The 21,812-nt window shown below is 51.4% G+C and carries 19 protein-coding genes; 11 read left to right on the top strand and 8 right to left on the bottom strand.

Going from position 1 to position 21,812, the window contains the following annotated elements; translation table 11 throughout:
• Positions 1–60: 60 nt before the first annotated feature.
• Both FEK66_RS17390 and FEK66_RS17385 read right to left on the bottom strand, forming a co-directional pair.
• A complete protein-coding gene (locus FEK66_RS17390; protein ID WP_130208186.1) occupies positions 61–957 on the bottom strand; it encodes an aldo/keto reductase family oxidoreductase in 897 nt (298 codons plus the stop codon).
• Positions 958–1,005: 48 nt separating this feature from the next.
• Positions 1,006–1,245 (bottom strand): DUF1289 domain-containing protein, encoded by a 240-nt coding sequence (locus FEK66_RS17385; RefSeq protein WP_024258169.1) that lies wholly within the window; start codon positions 1,243–1,245, stop codon positions 1,006–1,008.
• A gap of 130 nt (positions 1,246–1,375) precedes the next feature.
• Here FEK66_RS17385 and FEK66_RS17380 point away from each other — a divergent pair, with 130 nt between their 5' ends.
• From FEK66_RS17380 to FEK66_RS17360, 5 genes are all read left to right on the top strand, one after another.
• Positions 1,376–1,975 (top strand): TetR/AcrR family transcriptional regulator, encoded by a 600-nt coding sequence (locus tag FEK66_RS17380; protein WP_130208188.1) that lies wholly within the window; start codon positions 1,376–1,378, stop codon positions 1,973–1,975.
• Positions 1,976–2,026: 51 nt separating this feature from the next.
• Complete coding sequence (locus tag FEK66_RS17375; RefSeq protein WP_131161200.1) at positions 2,027–3,124, top strand: alkene reductase; 1,098 nt, start codon at positions 2,027–2,029, stop codon at positions 3,122–3,124.
• An 80-nt stretch (positions 3,125–3,204) separates the two neighbouring features.
• Positions 3,205–3,612: a lactoylglutathione lyase gene (gene gloA / locus FEK66_RS17370; RefSeq protein WP_001237796.1), complete on the top strand. Its 408-nt coding sequence runs from the start codon at positions 3,205–3,207 to the stop codon at positions 3,610–3,612.
• 102 nt (positions 3,613–3,714) lie between these two features.
• On the top strand, positions 3,715–4,362 hold the full coding sequence (gene rnt / locus FEK66_RS17365) for a ribonuclease T (protein WP_001282281.1): 648 nt from the start codon (positions 3,715–3,717) through the stop codon (positions 4,360–4,362).
• Positions 4,363–4,454: 92 nt separating this feature from the next.
• Positions 4,455–9,071: an ATP-dependent helicase gene (locus FEK66_RS17360; protein ID WP_135493922.1), complete on the top strand. Its 4,617-nt coding sequence runs from the start codon at positions 4,455–4,457 to the stop codon at positions 9,069–9,071.
• Positions 9,072–9,119: 48 nt separating this feature from the next.
• On the opposite strand, the gene grxD is transcribed toward FEK66_RS17360, so the two are convergent.
• Positions 9,120–9,467 (bottom strand): monothiol glutaredoxin 4, encoded by a 348-nt coding sequence (gene grxD / locus FEK66_RS17355; protein ID WP_000108172.1) that lies wholly within the window; start codon positions 9,465–9,467, stop codon positions 9,120–9,122.
• A 333-nt stretch (positions 9,468–9,800) separates the two neighbouring features.
• Here grxD and FEK66_RS17350 point away from each other — a divergent pair, with 333 nt between their 5' ends.
• Both FEK66_RS17350 and sodB read left to right on the top strand, forming a co-directional pair.
• Positions 9,801–10,631: a C40 family peptidase gene (locus FEK66_RS17350; RefSeq protein WP_138211511.1), complete on the top strand. Its 831-nt coding sequence runs from the start codon at positions 9,801–9,803 to the stop codon at positions 10,629–10,631.
• A 127-nt stretch (positions 10,632–10,758) separates the two neighbouring features.
• Positions 10,759–11,340 carry a superoxide dismutase [Fe] gene (gene sodB, locus FEK66_RS17345; RefSeq protein WP_130208196.1) on the top strand — a complete coding sequence of 194 codons (582 nt, stop codon included), beginning with the start codon at positions 10,759–10,761 and terminating at the stop codon, positions 11,338–11,340.
• Between the two features lie 145 nt (positions 11,341–11,485).
• On the opposite strand, the gene FEK66_RS17340 is transcribed toward sodB, so the two are convergent.
• A complete protein-coding gene (locus tag FEK66_RS17340; RefSeq protein WP_135493924.1) occupies positions 11,486–12,655 on the bottom strand; it encodes an MFS transporter in 1,170 nt (389 codons plus the stop codon).
• A gap of 165 nt (positions 12,656–12,820) precedes the next feature.
• Positions 12,821–12,910 (bottom strand): cytochrome bd-I accessory subunit CydH, encoded by a 90-nt coding sequence (gene cydH / locus FEK66_RS17335; protein ID WP_000102278.1) that lies wholly within the window; start codon positions 12,908–12,910, stop codon positions 12,821–12,823.
• A gap of 298 nt (positions 12,911–13,208) precedes the next feature.
• Here cydH and purR point away from each other — a divergent pair, with 298 nt between their 5' ends.
• Positions 13,209–14,234, top strand: coding sequence for an HTH-type transcriptional repressor PurR (gene purR, locus FEK66_RS17330; protein ID WP_000190978.1), 1,026 nt, complete (start codon positions 13,209–13,211; stop codon positions 14,232–14,234).
• On the opposite strand, the gene punR is transcribed toward purR, so the two are convergent.
• Positions 14,231–15,163, bottom strand: a complete 933-nt coding sequence (gene punR, locus FEK66_RS17325; protein ID WP_130218967.1) for a DNA-binding transcriptional activator PunR — start codon at positions 15,161–15,163, stop codon at positions 14,231–14,233. The genes purR and punR overlap by 4 nt on opposite strands.
• Positions 15,164–15,275: 112 nt before the next feature.
• On the opposite strand from punR, the gene punC reads away from it, so the two are divergent.
• Together punC and cfa are read left to right on the top strand one after the other, a co-directional pair.
• Positions 15,276–16,487, top strand: coding sequence for a purine nucleoside transporter PunC (gene punC / locus FEK66_RS17320; protein WP_130208202.1), 1,212 nt, complete (start codon positions 15,276–15,278; stop codon positions 16,485–16,487).
• 288 nt (positions 16,488–16,775) lie between these two features.
• Positions 16,776–17,924, top strand: coding sequence for a cyclopropane fatty acyl phospholipid synthase (gene cfa / locus FEK66_RS17315; protein WP_130208204.1), 1,149 nt, complete (start codon positions 16,776–16,778; stop codon positions 17,922–17,924).
• A 51-nt stretch (positions 17,925–17,975) separates the two neighbouring features.
• Here the strand turns inward: cfa and FEK66_RS17310 are convergent, their stop codons facing one another.
• Positions 17,976–18,593, bottom strand: a complete 618-nt coding sequence (locus tag FEK66_RS17310) for a riboflavin synthase (protein ID WP_064530047.1) — start codon at positions 18,591–18,593, stop codon at positions 17,976–17,978.
• Positions 18,594–18,808: 215 nt separating this feature from the next.
• Here FEK66_RS17310 and mdtK point away from each other — a divergent pair, with 215 nt between their 5' ends.
• Complete coding sequence (mdtK, locus tag FEK66_RS17305; protein ID WP_130208206.1) at positions 18,809–20,182, top strand: multidrug efflux MATE transporter MdtK; 1,374 nt, start codon at positions 18,809–18,811, stop codon at positions 20,180–20,182.
• A gap of 38 nt (positions 20,183–20,220) precedes the next feature.
• Here mdtK and FEK66_RS17300 read toward each other — a convergent pair whose 3' ends face one another.
• The gene (locus tag FEK66_RS17300) at positions 20,221–21,477 is read right to left on the bottom strand and encodes an AIDA repeat-containing protein (RefSeq protein ID WP_135493926.1); all 1,257 of its coding nucleotides are present in this window, start codon (positions 21,475–21,477) and stop codon (positions 20,221–20,223) included.
• Between the last annotated feature and the right edge of the window lie 335 nt (positions 21,478–21,812).

The raw sequence follows: 21,812 nt of genomic DNA, 5'->3' as shown, positions 1-21,812 counted from the left end.
CATACCCGTTAAGTGTAAACCAGTGACACATATTTGAACGGCGGCTAATCCTAAAAGTGCTTACGGTACGTCGTAACCTAATGCAGCTTTACGGATACGGAACCACTGCTGACGCGTCATTTTCAGGGCTTCAGCCTCTACAGCAGCCCGTACGCGCTCAATTTTACCAGAGCCAATGATCGGCAACGGTTGCGACGGTAGACGTAATATCCAGGCATAAACAACCTGCTCAATCGTGGCGGCGTTTAATTCCTGGGCTATCACAGCAAGTTCATCCCGCAGCGGCTGGAAATAATCATCATTGAACAGACGCCCACCACCAAGGCACGACCACGCCATTGGACGAATACGCAGTTGTTGTAGCTGATCGAGCGTACCATCTAGCAGCAACGGCTGATGCACCGGGGATATTTCCACCTGATTGGTCGCAAGAGTAAACGGCAGGCGTGATTGCAACAGGGCAAATTGCGCAGGCGTGAAGTTGGATACGCCAAAATGGCGCACTTTGCCGCTCTGATGCAGATGTTTAAACGCATCCGCCACTTCATCGGCATCCATCAACGGGTCGGGACGGTGGATTAACAGCAAATCCAGATGATCGGTCGCGAGATTAATCAGCGACTGTTCGGCGCTTTTAATAATATGGTCGCGGTCAGTGATGTAATGACCAATGACATTTTCTTCACGAGCAGTCGTCGCGATGCCACATTTACTGACGATTTCCATCCGTTCACGCAGATGCGGCGCCAGCTTCAGCGCCTCGCCAAACGCCGCTTCGCACTGATAGCCGCCATATATATCAGCATGGTCCACGGTGGTAATGCCGAGATCCAGATGCTCCTCAATAAAGCTAACCAACTGACGGGCAGACATATTCCAGTCCATTAGTCGCCAGTAGCCCATCACAAAACGGGAAAACTCCGGGCCTTGCGGCGCAATAGTAATACGCTGAACCATAATCGCTTCCTCTTATCAGATATGAGAGGAGTATACGCAAGATTATGCTCAAAAGAGTGATGGTTGCTCCGGTTCATCTGATGACGTTGGTTTATTCGCGCGTAATTTGCGCATCAGCCGCTGCCGACAAAGGCGCAGCACCTCTTGTTTTTCGCCATCGCTCATATTATTCCAGTTAAAACGTTCATCCCGGCTTCGAAAACAGCCGCGACAAAATCCGCGTTCGTCAGACTGGCAAATTCCCCGGCACGGGCTCTGGACGGGAAAGAACTCTAATTGCTCCGCCACGCTAGTCTCCTGTCATTTCACTTCTGTTCATTGAAGACGTTAATGATTCACATCGCAACCTTTGTCCCGAAACGGATCTCAGATAAAAAGCGATTGCATTAGACCGACTGGTCTATTAGATTAACTCGCCATGAGCAAACATACTGAACACAATACCCGCGAACATATTCTGGCAACCGGTGAGGCACTCTGCTTACAGCGCGGTTTTGTTGGGATGGGACTTAGCGAACTGTTAAAAACGGCGGAAGTTCCGAAAGGTTCCTTCTACCACTATTTTCGGTCCAAAGAAGCCTTTGGCGTTGCGATGCTTGAACGCTATTTTGCGAATCATCTTCAGCGTCTGGAACAACATTTTAGTGCTGCTGAGGGCAGTTGCCGCGACCATTTACTGGCTTATTACCAGCAAACTATTAACCAGTTTTCTTTGCAGGGTAAAATCAGTGATTGTTTGACTGTAAAGTTATCGGCTGAAGTGTGTGATTTATCGGAAGATATGCGTATCGCAATGGACAAAGGCACACGCCAGGTTGTCACACTGCTGGCGGACACACTGGAGAGCGGTCGCCGTCAGGGCTGTATGTCGTTTGAAGGTGACGCACAAACACTGGCGGAAGTTTTGCATTCTCTTTGGTTGGGTGCAAGGCTCCAGGCCAAGATTTCCCGAAGTTCATCACCGCTGGAAAGCGCGATGGCTCACGCAAAAATTATGATCACAACGCCCGGACAATAGGGCGTTATTTTTTACTCAAATGCTAGACGACCGGTCTACTCAGGAGTCACCATGTCGTATGACAAGCTGTATACCCCGCTTAAAGTGGGCGCAATCACGGTAGCAAACCGTATCTTTATGGCCCCACTGACGCGTTTGCGCAATATAGAACCGGGTGACATCCCTACTCCGTTGATGGCGGAATACTATCGCCAGCGCGCCAGTGCGGGTTTGATCATCAGTGAAGCAACGCAAATTTCCGCCCAGGCAAAAGGCTATGCGGGTGCGCCGGGGCTCTACAGTGCCGAACAAATTGCCGCATGGCAAAAAATCACCTCGGGTGTTCATGCACAAGGCGGTCATATGGCCGTGCAATTCTGGCATACCGGGCGTGTATCACACAGCAGTTTGCAGCCTGGTGGTCAGGCTCCGGTAGCTCCATCAGCCATTAGTGCAGGGACCCGGACATCACTGCGTGATGAAAATGGTCGAGCGATTCGTGTCGAAACCTCCATGCCTCGTGCGCTGACACTGGAAGAAATCCCTGGCATCGTTAACGATTTTCGTCAGGCCATCGCCAATGCCCGCGAAGCAGGTTTTGATCTGGTCGAACTGCATGGCGCACATGGTTATCTGCTACATCAGTTCCTCTCCCCCTCCTCTAACCATCGTACCGATCAGTATGGCGGCAGCGTGGAAAATCGCGCGCGATTGGTGCTGGAAGTGGTCGATGCCGGGATCAAAGAATGGGGAGCCGATCGCATTGGTATCCGTCTCTCACCGATCGGTACTTTTGCCAATCTCGACAATGGTCCAGATGAAGAAGCCGATGCGCTGTATCTGATTGAACAACTGGGTAAACGTGGTATTGCTTATCTGCATTTGTCCGAACCGGACTGGGCTGGCGGTGAACCGTATACCGATGCCTTCCGCGAAAAAGTGCGTTCCCGTTTCCACGGTCCGATTGTCGGTGCCGGGGCTTATTCAGCAGAAAAAGCAGAGATGCTCATCGAAAAAGGGTTAATTGACGCTGTGGCATTTGGTCGTAACTGGATTGCGAATCCAGACCTGGTCACTCGCTTGCAACGTAAAGCCGAACTTAATCCACCACGTCCTGAAAGTTTCTACGGTGGCGGCGCGGAAGGCTATACCGATTACCCTACGCTATAATCCAACATTGCGAGCGGCGTAAAGCCGCCGCTATACTAAAACAACATTTTGAATCTGTTAGCCATTTTGAGGATATAAAGATGCGTCTTCTTCATACCATGCTGCGCGTTGGCGATCTGCAACGCTCCATCGATTTTTATACCAAAGTGCTGGGCATGAAACTGCTGCGCACCAGCGAAAACCCGGAATACAAATACTCACTGGCGTTTGTTGGCTACGGCCCGGAAACCGAAGAAGCGGTAATTGAACTGACCTACAACTGGGGCGTGGATAAATACGAACTCGGCACTGCTTATGGTCATATCGCGCTTAGCGTTGATAACGCCGCTGAAGCGTGCGAAAAAATCCGTCAAAACGGGGGTAACGTGACCCGTGAAGCGGGTCCGGTAAAAGGCGGTACTACGGTTATCGCGTTTGTGGAAGATCCGGACGGTTACAAAATTGAATTAATCGAAGAGAAAGACGCCGGTCGCGGTCTGGGCAACTAATCTCCTGCCGGGCGCGAACTCATCGCGCCCGCATCTTTACTGCATCGACAAGTAATATTTGTCATAATGCGCGCTGCAATTTATCCGTATTAAGAGAATCAGATGTCCGATAACGCTCAACTTACCGGTCTGTGCGACCGTTTTCGTGGTTTTTATCCTGTTGTGATCGATGTTGAAACAGCCGGATTTAACGCCAAAACCGATGCGCTGCTTGAGATTGCCGCCATCACCCTGAAAATGGATGAACAAGGCTGGCTGATGCCGGACACCACATTACATTTCCACGTCGAACCATTTGTCGGCGCAAATTTGCAGCCAGAGGCCCTCGCCTTCAACGGCATTGACCCGAACGATCCCGATCGCGGCGCGGTCAGCGAATACGAGGCGCTGCACGAAATTTTTAAAGTTGTACGTAAAGGCATTAAAGCGAGCGGCTGTAACCGGGCCATTATGGTGGCGCACAACGCCAATTTTGATCACAGCTTTATGATGGCCGCCGCAGAACGCGCCTCACTGAAACGTAACCCATTCCACCCTTTCGCCACTTTTGACACCGCGGCACTGGCCGGGCTGGCACTCGGACAAACCGTATTATCAAAAGCCTGCCAGACCGCGGGTATGGACTTCGACAGCACCCAGGCGCACTCCGCGCTGTACGACACCGAACGCACTGCTGTGCTGTTTTGTGAAATCGTCAATCGCTGGAAACGTCTGGGAGGCTGGCCGCTGCCTGCCGCCGAAGAGGTGTAATCGAGTCGATGCCTGATGACATGCAATGATTCAGGCATCTATAGTGAGGCTATTCCACGCATCATGCATGATATTCACGGGGAATAGCGTTAATGGCAGATAATCCAAACTCTTCATCGCCCCTGCCGGACGTGTTTTCACCGGCGACCCGCGACTGGTTTCTTCGCGCCTTTAAACAGCCGACCGCTGTCCAGTCGCAAACCTGGCATGTGGCGGCACGAGGTGAACATGCGCTGGTGATTGCACCGACTGGCTCAGGGAAAACGCTGGCAGCATTTCTCTACGCACTGGATCAGCTCATCCGCGAAGGTGGCGAGCATGCCAGCGAGGCGCATAAACGCAAAACCTCACGCATCCTCTACATTTCACCAATTAAAGCCTTAGGCACCGACGTTCAGCGCAATTTGCAGATCCCGTTACAAGGCATTGCAGAGGAACGGCGGCGGCGCGGCGAAACGGAAGTCAATCTTCGCGTGGGGATCCGGACTGGCGATACGCCCGCGCAGGAACGCAGCAAACTGACCCGCAATCCGCCGGATATTCTGATAACCACGCCCGAATCACTCTATCTGATGCTGACCTCCCGCGCGCGCGAAACGCTACGCGGCGTCGAGACGGTAATTATTGATGAAGTCCACGCGGTAGCGGGCAGCAAACGCGGTGCGCATCTGGCGTTAAGCCTGGAACGGCTCGATGCGCTGCTACACACCTCAGCACAGAGAATTGGACTTTCCGCGACTGTACGCTCAGCCAGCGATGTGGCCGCATTTCTTGGTGGCGATCGTCCGGTTACTGTAGTCAACCCGCCCGCAATGCGCCATCCGCAGATACGGATTGTCGTACCGGTCGCCAATATGGATGATATCTCGTCGGTCGCCAGCAGCACCGGGGAAGACAGCCATGCGGGCAGAGAAGGCTCAATCTGGCCGTATATTGAAAGCGGCATTCTTGATGAAGTGTTGCGCCATCGCTCAACCATCGTCTTCACCAATTCTCGCGGCCTGGCGGAAAAACTGACGGCACGGCTGAATGAGCTTTACGCCGCACGATTACAGCGCTCCCCGGCCATCGCCATAGACGCCGCTCATTTCGAGTCTACCTCCGGCGCAACCTCTAACCGCGTACAAAGTAGCGACGTTTTCATTGCCCGCTCGCACCACGGTTCCGTCTCTAAAGAACAACGGGCGATAACCGAACAAGCACTGAAATCAGGCGAATTGCGCTGTGTGGTCGCGACTTCCAGTCTCGAACTGGGGATTGATATGGGCGCGGTGGATCTGGTGATTCAGGTGGCGACGCCGCTTTCTGTCGCCAGCGGACTACAGCGCATTGGTCGCGCCGGACATCAGGTTGGCGGTGTATCTAAAGGGCTGTTTTTCCCCCGTACCCGGCGTGATTTAGTCGATTCCGCCGTCATTGTCGAGTGTATGTTTGCAGGCAGGCTGGAAAACCTGACGCCACCGCATAATCCACTCGACGTCCTTGCGCAGCAAACCGTTGCCGCCGCGGCGATGGATGCATTACAGGTAGACGAATGGTACTCCCGCGTACGCCGTGCTGCACCGTGGAAAGATCTGCCAAGACGAGTTTTTGACGCCACGCTGGATATGCTTTCCGGGCGCTATCCCTCAGGCGATTTTTCTGCTTTTCGACCAAAACTGGTCTGGAACAGGGAGACGGGGATATTGACCGCCCGACCTGGCGCTCAGCTGTTGGCTGTTACCAGCGGTGGCACCATTCCGGATCGTGGCATGTACAGTGTGTTATTACCCGAAGGTGAAGAACAGACAGGCTCGCGGCGGGTGGGCGAACTGGATGAAGAGATGGTGTATGAATCGCGAGTGAATGACATCATCACTCTCGGCGCTACCTCATGGCGGATCCAACAAATCACCCGCGATCAGGTCATTGTGACACCTGCACCAGGTCGCTCTGCCCGACTTCCCTTCTGGCGTGGCGAAGGTAATGGACGCCCCGCTGAATTGGGGGAAATGATCGGCGATTTTCTCCATTTGCTGGCAGATAGCGCGTTCTTTTCCGGAAATATCCCGCCGTGGCTGGCAGAAGAAAATACACTCGCCAATATTCAGGGGCTGATTGACGAACAGCGTAACGCTACGGGCGTTGTCCCTGGAAGCCGCCACCTGGTTCTCGAACGCTGCCGTGATGAAATTGGCGACTGGCGCATTATTTTACACTCTCCCTATGGAAGACGAGTGCATGAACCGTGGGCGCTGGCGATTGCCGGACGACTGCATGCGCTATGGGGCGCTGATGCCTCGGTAGTCGCCAGCGATGACGGTATTGTCGCCCGCATTCCAGATACCGACGGCAAATTGCCTGACGCCGCGATATTTTTGTTTGAACCGGAAAAGTTGCTGCAAATTGTCCGCGAGGCGGTGGGCAACTCAGCACTTTTCGCCGCCCGTTTTCGCGAATGCGCCGCGCGGGCATTATTAATGCCTGGCCGAACACCGGGCCATCGCACCCCGCTCTGGCAACAACGGCTGCGTGCCAGCCAGTTACTGGAAATCGCCCAGGGATATCCGGATTTTCCTGTCATTCTCGAAACTCTGCGTGAATGCCTGCAGGATGTGTATGACCTTCCCGCGCTGGAACGTTTGATGCGTCGCCTGAACGGTGGCGAAATTCAAATATCCGATGTAACGACCGCTACGCCCTCGCCTTTCGCCGCCAGTTTATTGTTCGGCTATGTGGCGGAATTTATGTATCAGAGCGACGCCCCGCTGGCAGAACGGCGAGCTTCAGTGCTGTCTCTGGACAGCGAATTGTTGCGCAATCTACTCGGTCAGGTTGATCCTGGTGAGTTACTCGACCCGCAGGTCATTCGTCAGGTGGAAGAAGAGTTACAGCGACTGGCCCCTGGCAGAAAAGCGAAAGGTGAAGAAGGTCTTTTCGACCTGTTGCGCGAACTGGGGCCAATGACCGTTGAGGATCTGGCGCAACGGCATACAGGCCGCCGTGAAGAGATTGAGACATATGTAGAAAATCTTCTGGCGGAAAAAAGAATCTTCCCGGTGATCATGGCAGCTCAGGAGCATCTGGCCTGTATGGACGATGCGGCCAAATTACGCGATGCTCTCGGAGTGCAACTGCCGGACTCGCTGCCTGATATTTACTTGCACCGTGTCAATTACCCGCTTCGCGATCTCTTTCTGCGCTATCTCCGGGCTCATGCTCTGGTCACGGCTGAACAACTGGCTCATGAGTTTAGCCTCGGTATTGCCATTGTCGAAGAGCAACTTCATCAATTGCGCGAACAGGGGCTGGTGATGAATTTGCAACAAGACATCTGGGTGAGCGATGAAGTTTTTCGTCGTTTGCGTTTACGTTCCCTGCAGGCTGCCAGAGAAGCTACGCGTCCGGTACCCGCCATTGCCTATGCACGATTGCTGCTGGAACATCAGGGCGTGCTCCCCGCCACCGATGGTAGTCCGGCGCTCTTTGCCTCAACATCGCCAGGCGTTTATGAAGGCGTGGATGGCGTCATGCGGGTTATTGAACAGCTTGCTGGTGTCGGTTTACCCGCCTCGCTGTGGGAAAGCCAGATCCTGCCCGCCCGCGTACGCGGTTACTCGCCAGAAATGCTCGATGAACTGCTGGCAACCGGTACGGTTATCTGGTCGGGGCAAAAAAAGCTCGGTGAGGATGACGGTCTGGTGGCACTGCATTTACGGGAATTTGCCGCCGAATCGTTCATTCCCGCAGAACAGGATCAGGCGAAACGTTCAGCGCTTCAGCTGGCAATTATCGCGGTTCTGACTGACGGGGGCGCCTGGTTTGCGCAACAAATCAGCCAACGAACAGGCGAGATAATCGGCGAGCCAGTAGAGCCTTCAGCCCTGCAAGAGGCGCTTTGGGAACTGGTCTGGCAAGGCGTCATCACCTGTGACATTTGGGCACCGTTGCGCGCCCTTACCCGCAGTAGTACCAGCGCACGCCCTTCAACTCGCCGTAGTAGCCGGGCTCGTCGTGGACGTCCGGTTTATGCACCGTCAGCTATGCCGTTGGTATCTTACAACACACCAAAGCTGGCTGGACGCTGGTCGTTATTGCAGGTGGAGCCACTAAACGATACCGAAAGGATGCTGGCGCTGGCGGAAAATATGCTCGACCGCTACGGAATCATCAGCCGTCAGGCGGTGATTGCTGAAAATATTCCTGGCGGATTTCCGTCGATGCAAACGCTTTGCCGCAGTATGGAAGATTCCGGGCGAATTATGCGGGGTCGATTTGTTGAAGGTTTGGGTGGTGCACAATTTGCTGATCGCCAGACCATTGACCGTCTGCGCGGCCTGGCGCCCCATGCCACGCAGACGCAACAATATATGCCCGTGGCCCTTAGTGCCAACGATCCGGCTAATTTGTGGGGGAATCTGCTACCCTGGCCTGCACATCCGGCGACGCTGGTTCCGACTCGTCGGGCAGGCGCGCTGGTGGTCATTTCTGGCGGCAAATTATTGATTTATCTTGCGCAAGGTGGCAAAAAAATGCTGGTCTGGCAGGAAAAAGATGAATTATTACCACCGGAGGTTTTCCTGGCGCTAACCACCGCGTTACGGCGAGAACCACGGCTACGCTTTACGTTGACAGAAGTGAATGACCAACCGGTCCGGCAAACGCCGATGTTTACGCTGCTGCGTGAGGCGGGATTTTCAAGTTCGCCACAAGGGCTGGATTGGGGATAAAAAGCACTGACGGATGCCGGTTAGCATCCGTCAGTATTGCGAAACGGATTATTCAGCATCCGGCTCTTCAGACTTGTATTTAGCAGCAGTTTCTTTGATCAGCTGCTGCAGTTCGCCACGCTGATACATTTCAATCACGATATCACAACCGCCTACCAGCTCGCCGTCAACCCACAGTTGCGGGAAAGTCGGCCAGTTAGCATATTTCGGCAGTTCCGCACGAATGTCCGGATTTTGCAGGATATCAACGTAGGCAAAACGTTCGCCACAAGCGGCAAGCGCCTGGACTGCCTGAGCAGAAAAACCGCAGCTCGGCAGTTTCGGTGAACCTTTCATGTACAGCAGGATCGGGTTTTCAGCAATCTGGCGTTGGATTTTTTCGATAGTGGTGCTCATTGTCTTGCTTCCTCAAACTTCTTTACGGCAGTAATCTGACATTGTAGCGGGTCAGTGCGGCATCGGAAAATAACATTTTCATCATGCTTTTGCTATTTTATCCCTTTGCTCTATTTGTTGCATTTCAAATATTCGTTTCTACTCTGCCACGCTGCAAGCTGGCGTATTTGTGACCATTTTTAGCTTTCACTGCTGCTTTTTTTGCGCTCGCCGACGAAACGTATTTTTTAACAATAAAAGCTATTAACTTTCCCTTCTTCTATGCATTAGAATCATCAAGTTTTGTAAATCAGACGCAGGCATGATAGACCTGCCTTAACAGAGGGACGCTCAGTGGCGCGGATAAACCGTATTTCGATCACGCTCTGTGCTTTACTTTTTACCACCCTGCCTTTAATGCCTATGGCCTATGCTTCCAAGCAAGCCAGGGAGAGTTCTGCTACCACTCATATCACCAAAAAAGCAGATAAAAAGAAAAGCACGGCAACCACCAAAAAGACCAATAATAAAGCCAGTCAGAAAACCGCCAAAAAAGTCGCCAGTAAAAGTACGACCAAAAGCAAAACCGCTTCTTCCGTTAAAAAATCCTCCATTACCGCTTCTAAAAACGCTAAAACTCGAAGCAAAAATGTTGTCACTAAAACGGCGTCTGCCAGCTTTACAGAAAAGTGCACCAAACGTAAGGGCAATAAGTCACATTGCGTGAAAGTCAAAAATGCCTCCCCTGGCACTATTGCCGATGCGCACAAAGCCAAAGTTCAGAAAGCCACTAAAGTGGCGATGAATAAACTGATGCAGCAAATTGGCAAGCCATATCGTTGGGGCGGGAGTTCACCGCGTACCGGTTTTGATTGCAGTGGACTGGTTTATTACGCTTATAAAGACCTGGTTAAGATCCGTATTCCGCGCACGGCCAACGAAATGTATCACCTGCGCGATGCGGCACCTATCGATCGCAGTGAACTGAAAAACGGCGACCTGGTCTTCTTCCGCACGCAAGGGCGTGGGACTGCCGATCACGTAGGCGTGTATGTTGGCAATGGTAAATTTATTCAGTCACCACGCAGTGGTCAGGAAATTCAAATCACGTCGTTAAGTGAAGATTACTGGCAACGTCACTATGTTGGCGCTCGTCGGGTAATGACCCCAAAAACACTTCGCTAAAACTTTACCCTGTTGTTACGACAACAGGGTAAGTTCATCTTTTGTATCACCTTTTAATTTGCTACCCTATCCGTACTCACAATAAGGCTATTGTGCGTATACCAATGAATAATAAAGGAGAGTAGCAATGTCATTCGAATTACCTGCACTACCATATGCTAAAGACGCTCTGGTTCCGCACATTTCTGCGGAAACCATTGAGTATCACTACGGCAAACATCATCAGACTTATGTCACTAACCTGAACAACCTGATTAAAGGCACCGAGTTTGAAGGTAAATCACTGGAAGAGATTATTCGCAGCTCTGAAGGTGGCGTATTCAACAACGCAGCTCAGGTCTGGAACCACACTTTCTACTGGAACTGCCTGGCACCGAACGCCGGTGGCGAACCGACTGGCAAAGTCGCTGAAGCTATCGCCGCATCTTTCGGTAGCTTTGCCGATTTCAAAGCACAGTTTACTGACGCTGCGATCAAAAACTTTGGTTCTGGCTGGACCTGGCTGGTGAAAAACAGCGATGGCAAACTGGCTATCGTTTCTACCTCTAATGCTGGTACTCCGCTGACCACCGATGCGACCCCGCTGCTGACCGTTGATGTCTGGGAACACGCTTATTACATCGACTATCGCAATGCGCGTCCTGGCTATCTGGAGCACTTCTGGGCGCTGGTGAACTGGGAATTCGTAGCGAAAAATCTCGCTGCATAATAACTGATGGCAAATGCAACATTGCCTGATGCGCTACGCTTATCGGGTCTATCCGGATGAGGCGTTAACACCGCATCCGGCAAGATAAATCGCACTTTGCCTGCAAACTGTAACGCAGAAGGTATCCCCTTCTGCGTTTCGTTTATTAACTGTTGGCAACGCAAACTGCTTCAGGTCGTTTTCTGGCTGACATAAACACCAGCAACAATGCCAGTCCTGCGACAATCGCCCCCATCACCGGCACAAAACTGTACCCCAGACCACCCGAAATCACTGCGCCACCTGCCGCGGCACCCAGAGCATTACCCAGGTTAAAGGCACCGATATTCACTGAGGAAGACAGCCCTGGCGCTTCGCTGGCAACTCGCATCACACGCATCTGTAACGGCGGTACCACCGCAAAGGTTGCTGCGCCCCACACCACCATGCTGATAGCCGCACCAAACTCATTACGCGCCAGGAACGGGATCGCCAGCATAATCACCATCAGCAGCAACAAAAAGCCTTTCAGCGTGCCGTTGACCGAACGATCTGCCAGTTTACCGCCTAAATAGTTACCGATAGAAAACCCAACGCCAATCAGCACCAGCATGGCTGTTACGAACACCGGCGTTGCGTGGGTGATACTTTGCAGTACTGGTGAAATATAGGTGTAGAGGGTAAACATTGCGCCAGCCCCTAGTACCGTCGTCAGCAAGGCTGATAACACCTGCGGACGCATCAATACCGCCAGCTCTTTTTTCACTTCCGGTCGCGCACCTGCGCCGCCTTTCGGTAACGAGAAGAACAGGCTAACCATTGAAATCACGCCCAGCCCCGCCGTTGCCAGAAACGACATCCGCCAGCCAATAGTTTCGCCAAGCCAGGTCGCCGCAGGAACACCGCCAATATTTGCCAGAGTTAAGCCCATAAACATAGTGGCGACGGCGCTGGCCTGTTTGTGTTTAGGCACAACGCTTGCGGCCACGACTGAACCCAAACCAAAGAATGCCCCGTGATTCAGACTGGTCAAAATGCGTGAAAGCATCAGCGTCATATAATCCGGCGCGATGGCGGAAAGCACGTTGCCAAGAGTGAAAATGGCCATCAGGAAAATAAGCGCACTGCGCCTGGCGCGATGAGACAGCAGTAATGTCATCAGCGGCGCGCCAACCATCACGCCAACCGCATAGGCGCTGATTAACATGCCCGCAGCAGGAATCGAGACATCCACACCGCGCGCAATGACGGGTAACAGGCCCATTGGCGAGAACTCCGTTGTCCCGATACCAAACGCGCCAACGGCCAGCGCCAACAACGGATAGTTAATTTTCATGCCTAATCTCCACCTCTTCGCGTCATTACACGATATTCATCAAAGTGGCGAAAGCATGACAGCAATCACAAAAAATTGAAAATAACAAAAAGAGAAAACACTTTTGCCATTTTGCTAACAAAAGGGAAGAGAGTGCGAGGGAGGATGCGCTCCCTCGAAGGGAAATCAGTGCAGCGCGGCAGTCAAACCTACGGCCACGATCAAACCGAGGACAATAATGGTTGTTACCAGTGAAAATTTAAGATCGGTACTCATCAAGTTTTCTCCTTTTTTATTACCCTACAAAAAGTGATATTACGCATTTTTACACACTGTGAAGAAAAAATCTCCCGCCATTTATAATGATAAGTGTTTTTACCACTTCCCCTTTTCATCAAGATCGGCCAAAATTCCACGCTTACACTATTTGCGTACTGGCCATTGACCCCTTCCTGACGCTCTGTGTCGTTTTTCCGGCGTACCGCAACACTTTTGTTGCGCGTAAGGTGTGTAAAGGCAAACGTTTACCTTGCGATTTTGCAGGAGCTGAAGTTAGGGTCTGGAGTGAAATGGAATGGCAACAATAAAAGATGTAGCGAAGCGAGCAAACGTTTCCACTACAACTGTGTCACACGTTATAAACAAAACTCGTTTCGTCGCTGAAGAAACGCGCAACGCCGTGTGGGCAGCGATTAAAGAATTACACTACTCCCCTAGCGCGGTAGCGCGTAGCCTGAAGGTTAACCATACCAAGTCTATCGGCTTGCTGGCGACCAGCAGCGAAGCAGCCTATTTCGCGGAGATCATCGAAGCGGTTGAAAAAAATTGCTTCCAGAAAGGTTACACGCTGATCCTCGGCAACGCGTGGAACAATCTGGAGAAACAGAGAGCCTATCTGTCGATGATGGCGCAAAAACGCGTCGATGGCCTGCTGGTCATGTGTTCTGAGTATCCAGAACCGTTGCTGGCGATGCTGGAAGAGTATCGCCATATCCCGATGGTGGTAATGGACTGGGGCGAAGCAAAAGCCGACTTTACCGATGCGGTCATCGATAACGCGTTTGAAGGCGGCTACATGGCCGGACGCTATCTGATTGAACGCGGTCATCGCGAAATCGGCGTTATCCCTGGTCCTCTGGAACGTAATACCGGCGCGGGTCGTCTGGCAGGGTTTATGAAGGCGATGGAAGAAGCGATGATCAAGGTGCCGGAAAACTGGATTGTGCAGGGTGACTTTGAACCTGAATCGGGTTATCGCGCCATGCAACAAATCCTGTCGCAGCCACACCGCCCTACTGCGGTCTTCTGTGGCGGCGATATCATGGCAATGGGTGCACTTTGCGCTGCTGATGAAATGGGTCTGCGCGTACCGCAGGATGTTTCGCTGATCGGTTATGATAATGTGCGCAACGCCCGCTACTTTACCCCGGCGCTGACCACTATCCATCAGCCAAAAGATTCGCTGGGCGAAACGGCGTTCAACATGCTGTTGGACCGTATCGTCAACAAACGCGAAGAACCGCAGTCTATCGAAGTTCATCCGCGGCTTATTGAACGCCGCTCCGTGGCTGACGGTCCGTTCCGCGACTATCGTCGTTAATCATCCGTTGCGGGAGTCTCTTCCGGCTCCCGCAGCCACTCCTTATTCAGCGTCTCACTATCACCGAGATACTCCAGCAACCATGTTAACGCTGGCGACATATCATTCTGCTGCCAGGTCAGACAACATGCCGAATCAGGGAATGGATTTTCCAGTTCTAACGCCACCCATTTTCCCTCATTAAGCCATGGTTTGGCGAAATGCGTCGGCACCATGCCAATGCATAAACCGGCCGAGATACAGGTTGCCGATGATTCCCAGTCAGGTACGACAAGCCTTTTTTGGTTATCCAGCAGCCAGGTAATTCGTTTGGGTAACGTCCGCGACGTGTCTTCGCGCACCAGCGACGGCCAGTTGCGCAACGTGTCATCGCTGAGCGGCCCATTCATCGACGCAAGCGGATGGTGGCGGGCAACAACACAACTCCAGCTCAACATCCCCATATCACGGAAGGCGTAACGGCCCCCAACCGGAATCGCTCGTGTCGCGCCAATCGCCAGTTCCACGCGCCCATCGGAAAGCGCATCCCAGACGCCGTTGAACACTTCCTGAAAAACCAGAAGTTCGACGTCATCAAAATGGCGATAGAAATCAACAATCATCTGCCGCGTGCGTTCTGGCCTGACAATATTATCTACCGCGATAGCTAATTGACCGCGCCAGCCGTTCGCTATCTGCTGACATTGTTGGCGAGTGATCTGCATTTTTTTGACAACAGAGCGCCCTTCTTTGAGAAACCACGCCCCGGCAGCGGTCAGTTCCACGTCACGATGACGCCGTTCAAAAAGCGGCACCGCCAGCCACTCTTCCAGCTGACGCACGGTATAGCTGACCGCAGAAGGAACGCGATGCAACTCCTGGGCTGCAGCGCTGAAGCTGCCATTTCGCGCCACTGCATCAACCACTTCGAGAGAATACTCAGACCACATAGTTTGCCTGCAAAATTTTTGAAACCAGTCATCAAATATTACCGTTTCACAACAGGAATTTCACTCCCTACACTTTGCGACGGTGTTTAATTGAGGAATTTAGAGAATATACATGCAACCTGGGAAAAGATTTTTAGTCTGGCTGGCGGGTTTGAGCGTACTCGGTTTTCTGGCAACCGATATGTATCTGCCCGCTTTCGCCGCCATTCAGGCCGACCTGCAAACGCCTGCGTCTGCTGTCAGTGCCAGCCTTAGTCTGTTCCTTGCCGGTTTTGCCGCTGCCCAGCTCCTGTGGGGGCCGCTCTCCGATCGTTATGGTCGTAAACCTGTGTTATTGATCGGCCTGACAATTTTTGCGCTGGGTAGTCTGGGGATGTTATGGGTGGAAAACGCTGCCACACTGCTGGTATTGCGTTTTGTGCAAGCTGTTGGTGTCTGTGCCGCGGCCGTTATCTGGCAGGCATTGGTGACGGATTACTATCCTTCACAAAAAGTTAACCGTATTTTTGCGACCATTATGCCTTTAGTGGGGCTTTCTCCGGCGCTTGCTCCGCTGTTAGGTAGCTGGCTGCTGGTCCATTTTTCCTGGCAGGCGATTTTCGCCACTCTGTTTGCCATTGCCGTAGTGCTGATTCTGCCCATTTTCTGGCTTAAACCCACCACGAAAGCACGCAATGATAGTCAGGATGGACTGACCTTTACCGATCTGCTGCGTTCAAAAACCTATCGCGGGAATGTGCTGATTTATGCGGCCTGTTCAGCCAGTTTCTTTGCCTGGCTAACCGGTTCACCGTTTATCCTCAGCGAAATGGGCTACAGTCCGGCAGTAATCGGATTAAGTTATGTTCCGCAAACCATCGCGTTTCTTATTGGTGGTTACGGCTGTCGCGCCGCATTGCAGAAATGGCAGGGTAAGCAGTTGTTACCGTGGCTGCTGGCGCTGTTTGCCGTCAGCGTGGTAGCAACCTGGGCTGCGGGCTTCATTAGCCATGTGTCGCTGGCCGAAATTCTGATCCCATTCTGTGTGATGGCCATTGCCAACGGGGCAATCTACCCGATTGTGGTCGCCCAGGCGCTACGCCCCTTCCCGCATGCGACTGGCCGCGCTGCTGCATTGCAGAATACCCTGCAATTGGGTCTGTGCTTCCTCGCAAGCCTGGGGGTTTCCTGGCTCATCAGCGTCAGCACGCCACTGTTCACCACAACCAGCGTGATGTTATCAACCGTGGTGCTGGTTGCTATCGGCTATAAGATGCAACATCAACCTGAATCCCACTGCCAGAATCATGGTGAGACGGAAGTCGCACATAGTGAATCACATTGATCTATAGCGATATCGTTATACTTAGGCTGCTAACAAAATTTTGTTGTATGATTGAGATTAGCAGCCTATACTGAGTTCCAGTTGTTAATATTACGATAAATATTATGTTTTTACGGGGACAGGAGCGTTCCCGGGTCACTATGGATGGTCATTTCGGCAAGGGTTCCTCCTTTCCTCTGTTCTACGTCGGATTATAGACTCGCGGTTTTCCTGCGAGATTTCTCACAAAGCCCAAAAAGCGTCTACGCTGTTTTAAGGTTCTGATCACCGACCAGTGATGGAGAAACTATGAGTTCATCGTGTATAGAAGAAGTCAGCGTACCGGATGACAACTGGTACCGTATCGCCAACGAATTACTTAGCCGTGCAGGCATCGCCATTAATGGCTCTGCCCCGGCAGATATTCGAGTTAAAAACCCCGATTTTTTTAAACGCGTTCTACAGGAAGGATCGTTGGGGTTAGGCGAAAGTTATATGGATGGCTGGTGGGAATGTGACCGACTGGATATGTTTTTTAGCAAAGTCTTACGCGCTGGGCTTGAAAACCAACTCCCCCATCATTTCAAAGACACACTACGCATTGCTGGCGCACGGCTCTTCAATCTGCAAAGTAAAAAGCGTGCCTGGATAGTAGGTAAAGAGCATTACGACCTTGGTAATGACCTGTTCAGCCGTATGCTGGATCCCTTCATGCAGTATTCCTGCGCTTACTGGAAAGATGCCTATAATCTGGAATCTGCCCAACAAGCGAAGCTCAAAATGATTTGTGAAAAGTTGCAGTTAAAACCGGGCATGCGGGTTCTGGATATCGGCTGCGGTTGGGGCGGGCTGGCGCATTACATGGCGTCTAATTATGACGTAAGTGTGGTTGGTGTCACGATTTCTGCCGAACAACAGAAAATGGCCCAGGAACGCTGCGCAGGTCTGGATGTCACCATTTTGCTACAGGATTACCGTGACCTGAACGACCAGTTTGACCGTATTGTTTCGGTTGGTATGTTCGAGCACGTCGGACCGAAAAATTACGATACCTATTTTGAGGTGGTGGATCGTAATCTGAAGCCAGAAGGGATTTTCCTGCTACATACTATCGGCTCGAAAAAAACCGATCTGAATGTTGACCCGTGGATTAACAAATATATTTTCCCGAATGGTTGCCTGCCTTCTGTACGCCAGATTGCGCAATCCAGTGAACCACACTTTGTGATGGAAGACTGGCATAACTTTGGCGCTGACTATGACACTACGTTGATGGCCTGGTATGAACGATTCCTCGCCGCCTGGCCGGAAATTGCCGATAACTACAGTGAACGCTTTAAACGGATGTTTACGTATTATCTGAATGCTTGCGCTGGTGCCTTCCGCGCCCGTGATATCCAGCTCTGGCAAGTGGTGTTCTCACGTGGGGTCGAAAGCGGCCTTCGCGTGGCGCGTTAAGTATTATTTCATCGCCCCCATTTTGGGGGCGATGTCATTTCAAACGCAGCTTTATTTCTTTTCCCGTGCCGCCAACACACGTTCAACAGTATCTACCACGGCCTGAGTTTGAGGATCGATTTCGATATTGACGCGTGCACCGAGTTTTTTCTTACCGAGAGTGGTACGTTCCAGCGTTTCCGGAATTAAATGCACACAAAAGCGGGTCGCTGTCACTTCACCAACCGTCAGACTGATGCCATCAATACCAATAAACCCTTTATACAGGATATATTTCATTAACTGCTCATCCTGTACTTTGAACCAGATCTGGTGGTTATTTTCTGATGTTATTATTTTCGATACTTCTGCGGTGGTCATAATATGACCTGACATTAAATGTCCGCCGATTTCATCGCTGAATTTAGCAGCTCGTTCTACGTTTACCCAATCCCCAACGTTTAAATCGCCAAGGTTTGTTATTCGTAACGTTTCTTTCATCAGATCAAAACTGATACGGTTGCCGTTAATTTCCGTTACAGTCAGGCAGCAACCGTTATGCGCGACAGAAGCGCCTGTCTCCAGACCATCCAACATGTAATCAGGTAATTCCACTACATGGGTTCGAAAATTTGCTTTCTCGTCAATCGACACCAACTTCGCGGTGCCCTGCACTATCCCCGTAAACATACTTACAACTCCTGAAATCAGTTAGGACATTCTGTTCAGCACAATAGCAGGTGGGAAACGTCCTTACCAGTAAAGGGGGTTGAGTGGTTATTTTTTCACTGGAGAATTAATAAATCCTCGCTACAATAGACTGAATTTCCCCTGCTTCTTCTTTTTGCTGCCCATTCAGGCGGTTTTTTAGTCTCTCATATAACAACAATATAAAAGGTGTTCACGTGCAGAAATACATTAGTGAAGCGCGTCTGTTATTAGCATTAGCAATCCCGGTGATTCTCGCGCAAATCGCCCAAACAGCGATGGGTTTTGTCGATACCGTCATGGCGGGCGGCTATAGCGCCACCGACATGGCGGCAGTCGCCATTGGTACTTCTATCTGGCTCCCGGCGATTCTTTTCGGTCACGGGCTGCTGCTGGCAATGACGCCAGTCATCGCGCAATTGAATGGTTCCGGTCGCCGTGAACGTATTGCGCATCAGGTGCGACAAGGTTTCTGGCTGGCCGGTTTCGTCTCCGTGCTTATTATGCTGGTGCTGTGGAATGCGGGTTATATCATCCGCTCCATGCAAAATATCGATCCGGCCCTCGCCGATAAAGCAGTGGGTTATCTGCGTGCACTATTGTGGGGGGCTCCGGGCTATCTGTTCTTCCAGGTCGCTCGTAACCAGTGTGAAGGTTTGGCAAAAACCAAGCCGGGCATGGTAATGGGCTTTATTGGCCTGCTGGTGAACATTCCGGTTAACTATATCTTTATTTATGGTCACTTCGGTATGCCTGAACTCGGCGGCGTCGGCTGTGGTGTGGCGACTGCGGCGGTGTACTGGGTAATGTTCCTTGCTATGGTTTCCTATATTAAGCATGCCCGTTCTATGCGCGATATCCGCAACGAAAAAGGCACCGCTAAACCAGATCCGGCGGTAATGAAAAGACTTGTGCAACTGGGTTTACCTATCGCACTGGCCCTGTTCTTTGAAGTAACACTGTTTGCGGTGGTTGCGCTGTTGGTATCTCCGCTCGGTATTGTCGATGTGGCAGGCCACCAGATTGCCCTAAACTTTAGTTCGCTGATGTTCGTTCTTCCTATGTCGCTGGCAGCGGCTGTGACTATCCGTGTGGGTTATCGTCTGGGTCAGGGTTCCACGCTGGATGCGCAAACTGCTGCACGAACCGGGCTTATGGTTGGCGTCTGTATGGCAACGATGACGGCAATTTTTACAATCTCGCTGCGGGAGCAGATCGCTCTTCTGTATAACGATAATCCAGAAGTTGTGACACTGGCTGCACACCTGATGTTGCTGGCGGCGGTGTATCAGATTTCTGACTCGATACAGGTAATCGGTAGCGGGATTTTGCGTGGTTATAAAGATACGCGATCTATTTTTTACATTACCTTTATCGCGTATTGGGTGTTGGGCTTACCAAGTGGCTATATTCTGGCATTGACCAATCTGGTAGTTGAGCCGATGGGGCCGGCAGGTTTCTGGATAGGCTTTATTATCGGTCTGACTTCTGCTGCCATTATGATGATGCTACGTATGCGTTTCTTGCAACGTCTACCATCGGCTATCATTTTGCAACGTGCATCTCGATAAAAAAATGAGGCGCAATCCGCAAAGATTGCGCCTTAATTTTAGGCTGGCTGGAGCGTTGCGCCAATGCCATCTTCGTCCGGCTGCAATTTAAGTGCGCTGCAAATAGGCTGCCGACTGGCATCCGTTATCTCAACGTGAATATCACCGCTGACTTCCCCTTTCACACTGATGAATTCTGGAGAAATTTCTTTCGCACTGGTTTGCAGGCAAATCGTTCCTTCTCCTCGCAGACGTTTCACCTTCAACTGCACAGACGTTGCTGTTGACGTTATCAGCCACACTTTTCCGCCATCGAGATTCAGGTTGCCAACATAGAAAGTGACATTGTCATCTTTAACCGTGCTGCCATCGAGGATCAACATGCCTTCCTGCTGGACCGTAATCGTTGATTGTTTCAGATCAGCGCCATAGCCAACAATCATAGAAGCGCCGTCCTGTAATGCAACGCTCCCCGTAAGTTCAACCGGAGCACAGTCTTCTTCTACGACGAATTTTTCATCCGCACTGGTGGGAGACATCACAATCACTGTCCCACTTTGTACCACTGCATTTTCCAGCGTACCGGCATGCACTTCAGCCCGCCCACCGGTTTTAACTGTCAGGTTTTTAGTCTTACCAGAACTGTAGAGTTGCAGACCATCTGTCCCCAGGCGATAAACGGCGCCATTCTCAACGATAGTATGAATGTCTTCGCCACCGAGATTATTCATGGTGCCACCCGCAATCAGCGTATCACTGGCTTTACCTGCCAGCATAAAAACGCCGCCGTGGCTTATCTCACCATTGATGGCTTCTCCGCCAGGGTAAACCAACAGTTCACCACCTTCATCGACAACAACTGCTGATGCTGTTCCGTTGACCAACAAACCACCATCCTGATCCAGAATGATTTTTTCCGCGCGATGGCCCTCCAGTACCCGCAGATTACCGCCATTCTCCAGCAATAAACCGCAGGCATAGCCCTGATCAACGCTAAATTCACCCTCGGGATGGCGGCCATTAACAGTCGCGAGCGTTGAGAGGCTAATCGCTCCACCATCTGACTGAACAATGTCAGTGGCTATTGCGCCGTCACCGACTGATAACGTGCCATTGTTGCTGTACTGTGTACATTTGGCGATTCCACCAGTTTCAACTTTCAGCCAGCCAGCGTCTGTGACCACGGTATTTTCTGCTCTTCCGCCTGCCTCAACAATCAACTCGCCATCAGTAAGTTGAGTCGCGCCGATAACGTCTCCAGCATGAACAATTTGCACTTTCCCGTCGCTAATCAAGTTTTTTGCATCAGATCCCATGACTTATTCCTATGCTGCATCTGTGTGCCTTTATCGCTACCTAAGTGTAAAGGCTACGAAGGATTTATCCACGATAGAATTGATATGGTGGCAAAGTCTCTGTTTTACATTGTGAGTCGAGGGATAATCGGCTGTATCAAATCTAAATATGATCTCTGGCCAAAAATCGCCCTTGCAAATCAACAAAATATCGCCAATTTGCTTAAAAGCTCTGCAAACGATAGAAATAGCGCAGAAAATTACGATTTGCCTCTTGCCACCTTCACGCTCTGCCGCTAATATTCGTCCCCGTTGTCACCTACAACGTTGCGTTCATAGCTCAGTTGGTTAGAGCA

The organism is Escherichia sp. E1130 (assembly GCF_005781065.1).
Lineage (GTDB): Bacteria > Pseudomonadota > Gammaproteobacteria > Enterobacterales > Enterobacteriaceae > Escherichia.
This window is presented reverse-complemented; position numbering and strand designations above follow the sequence as displayed.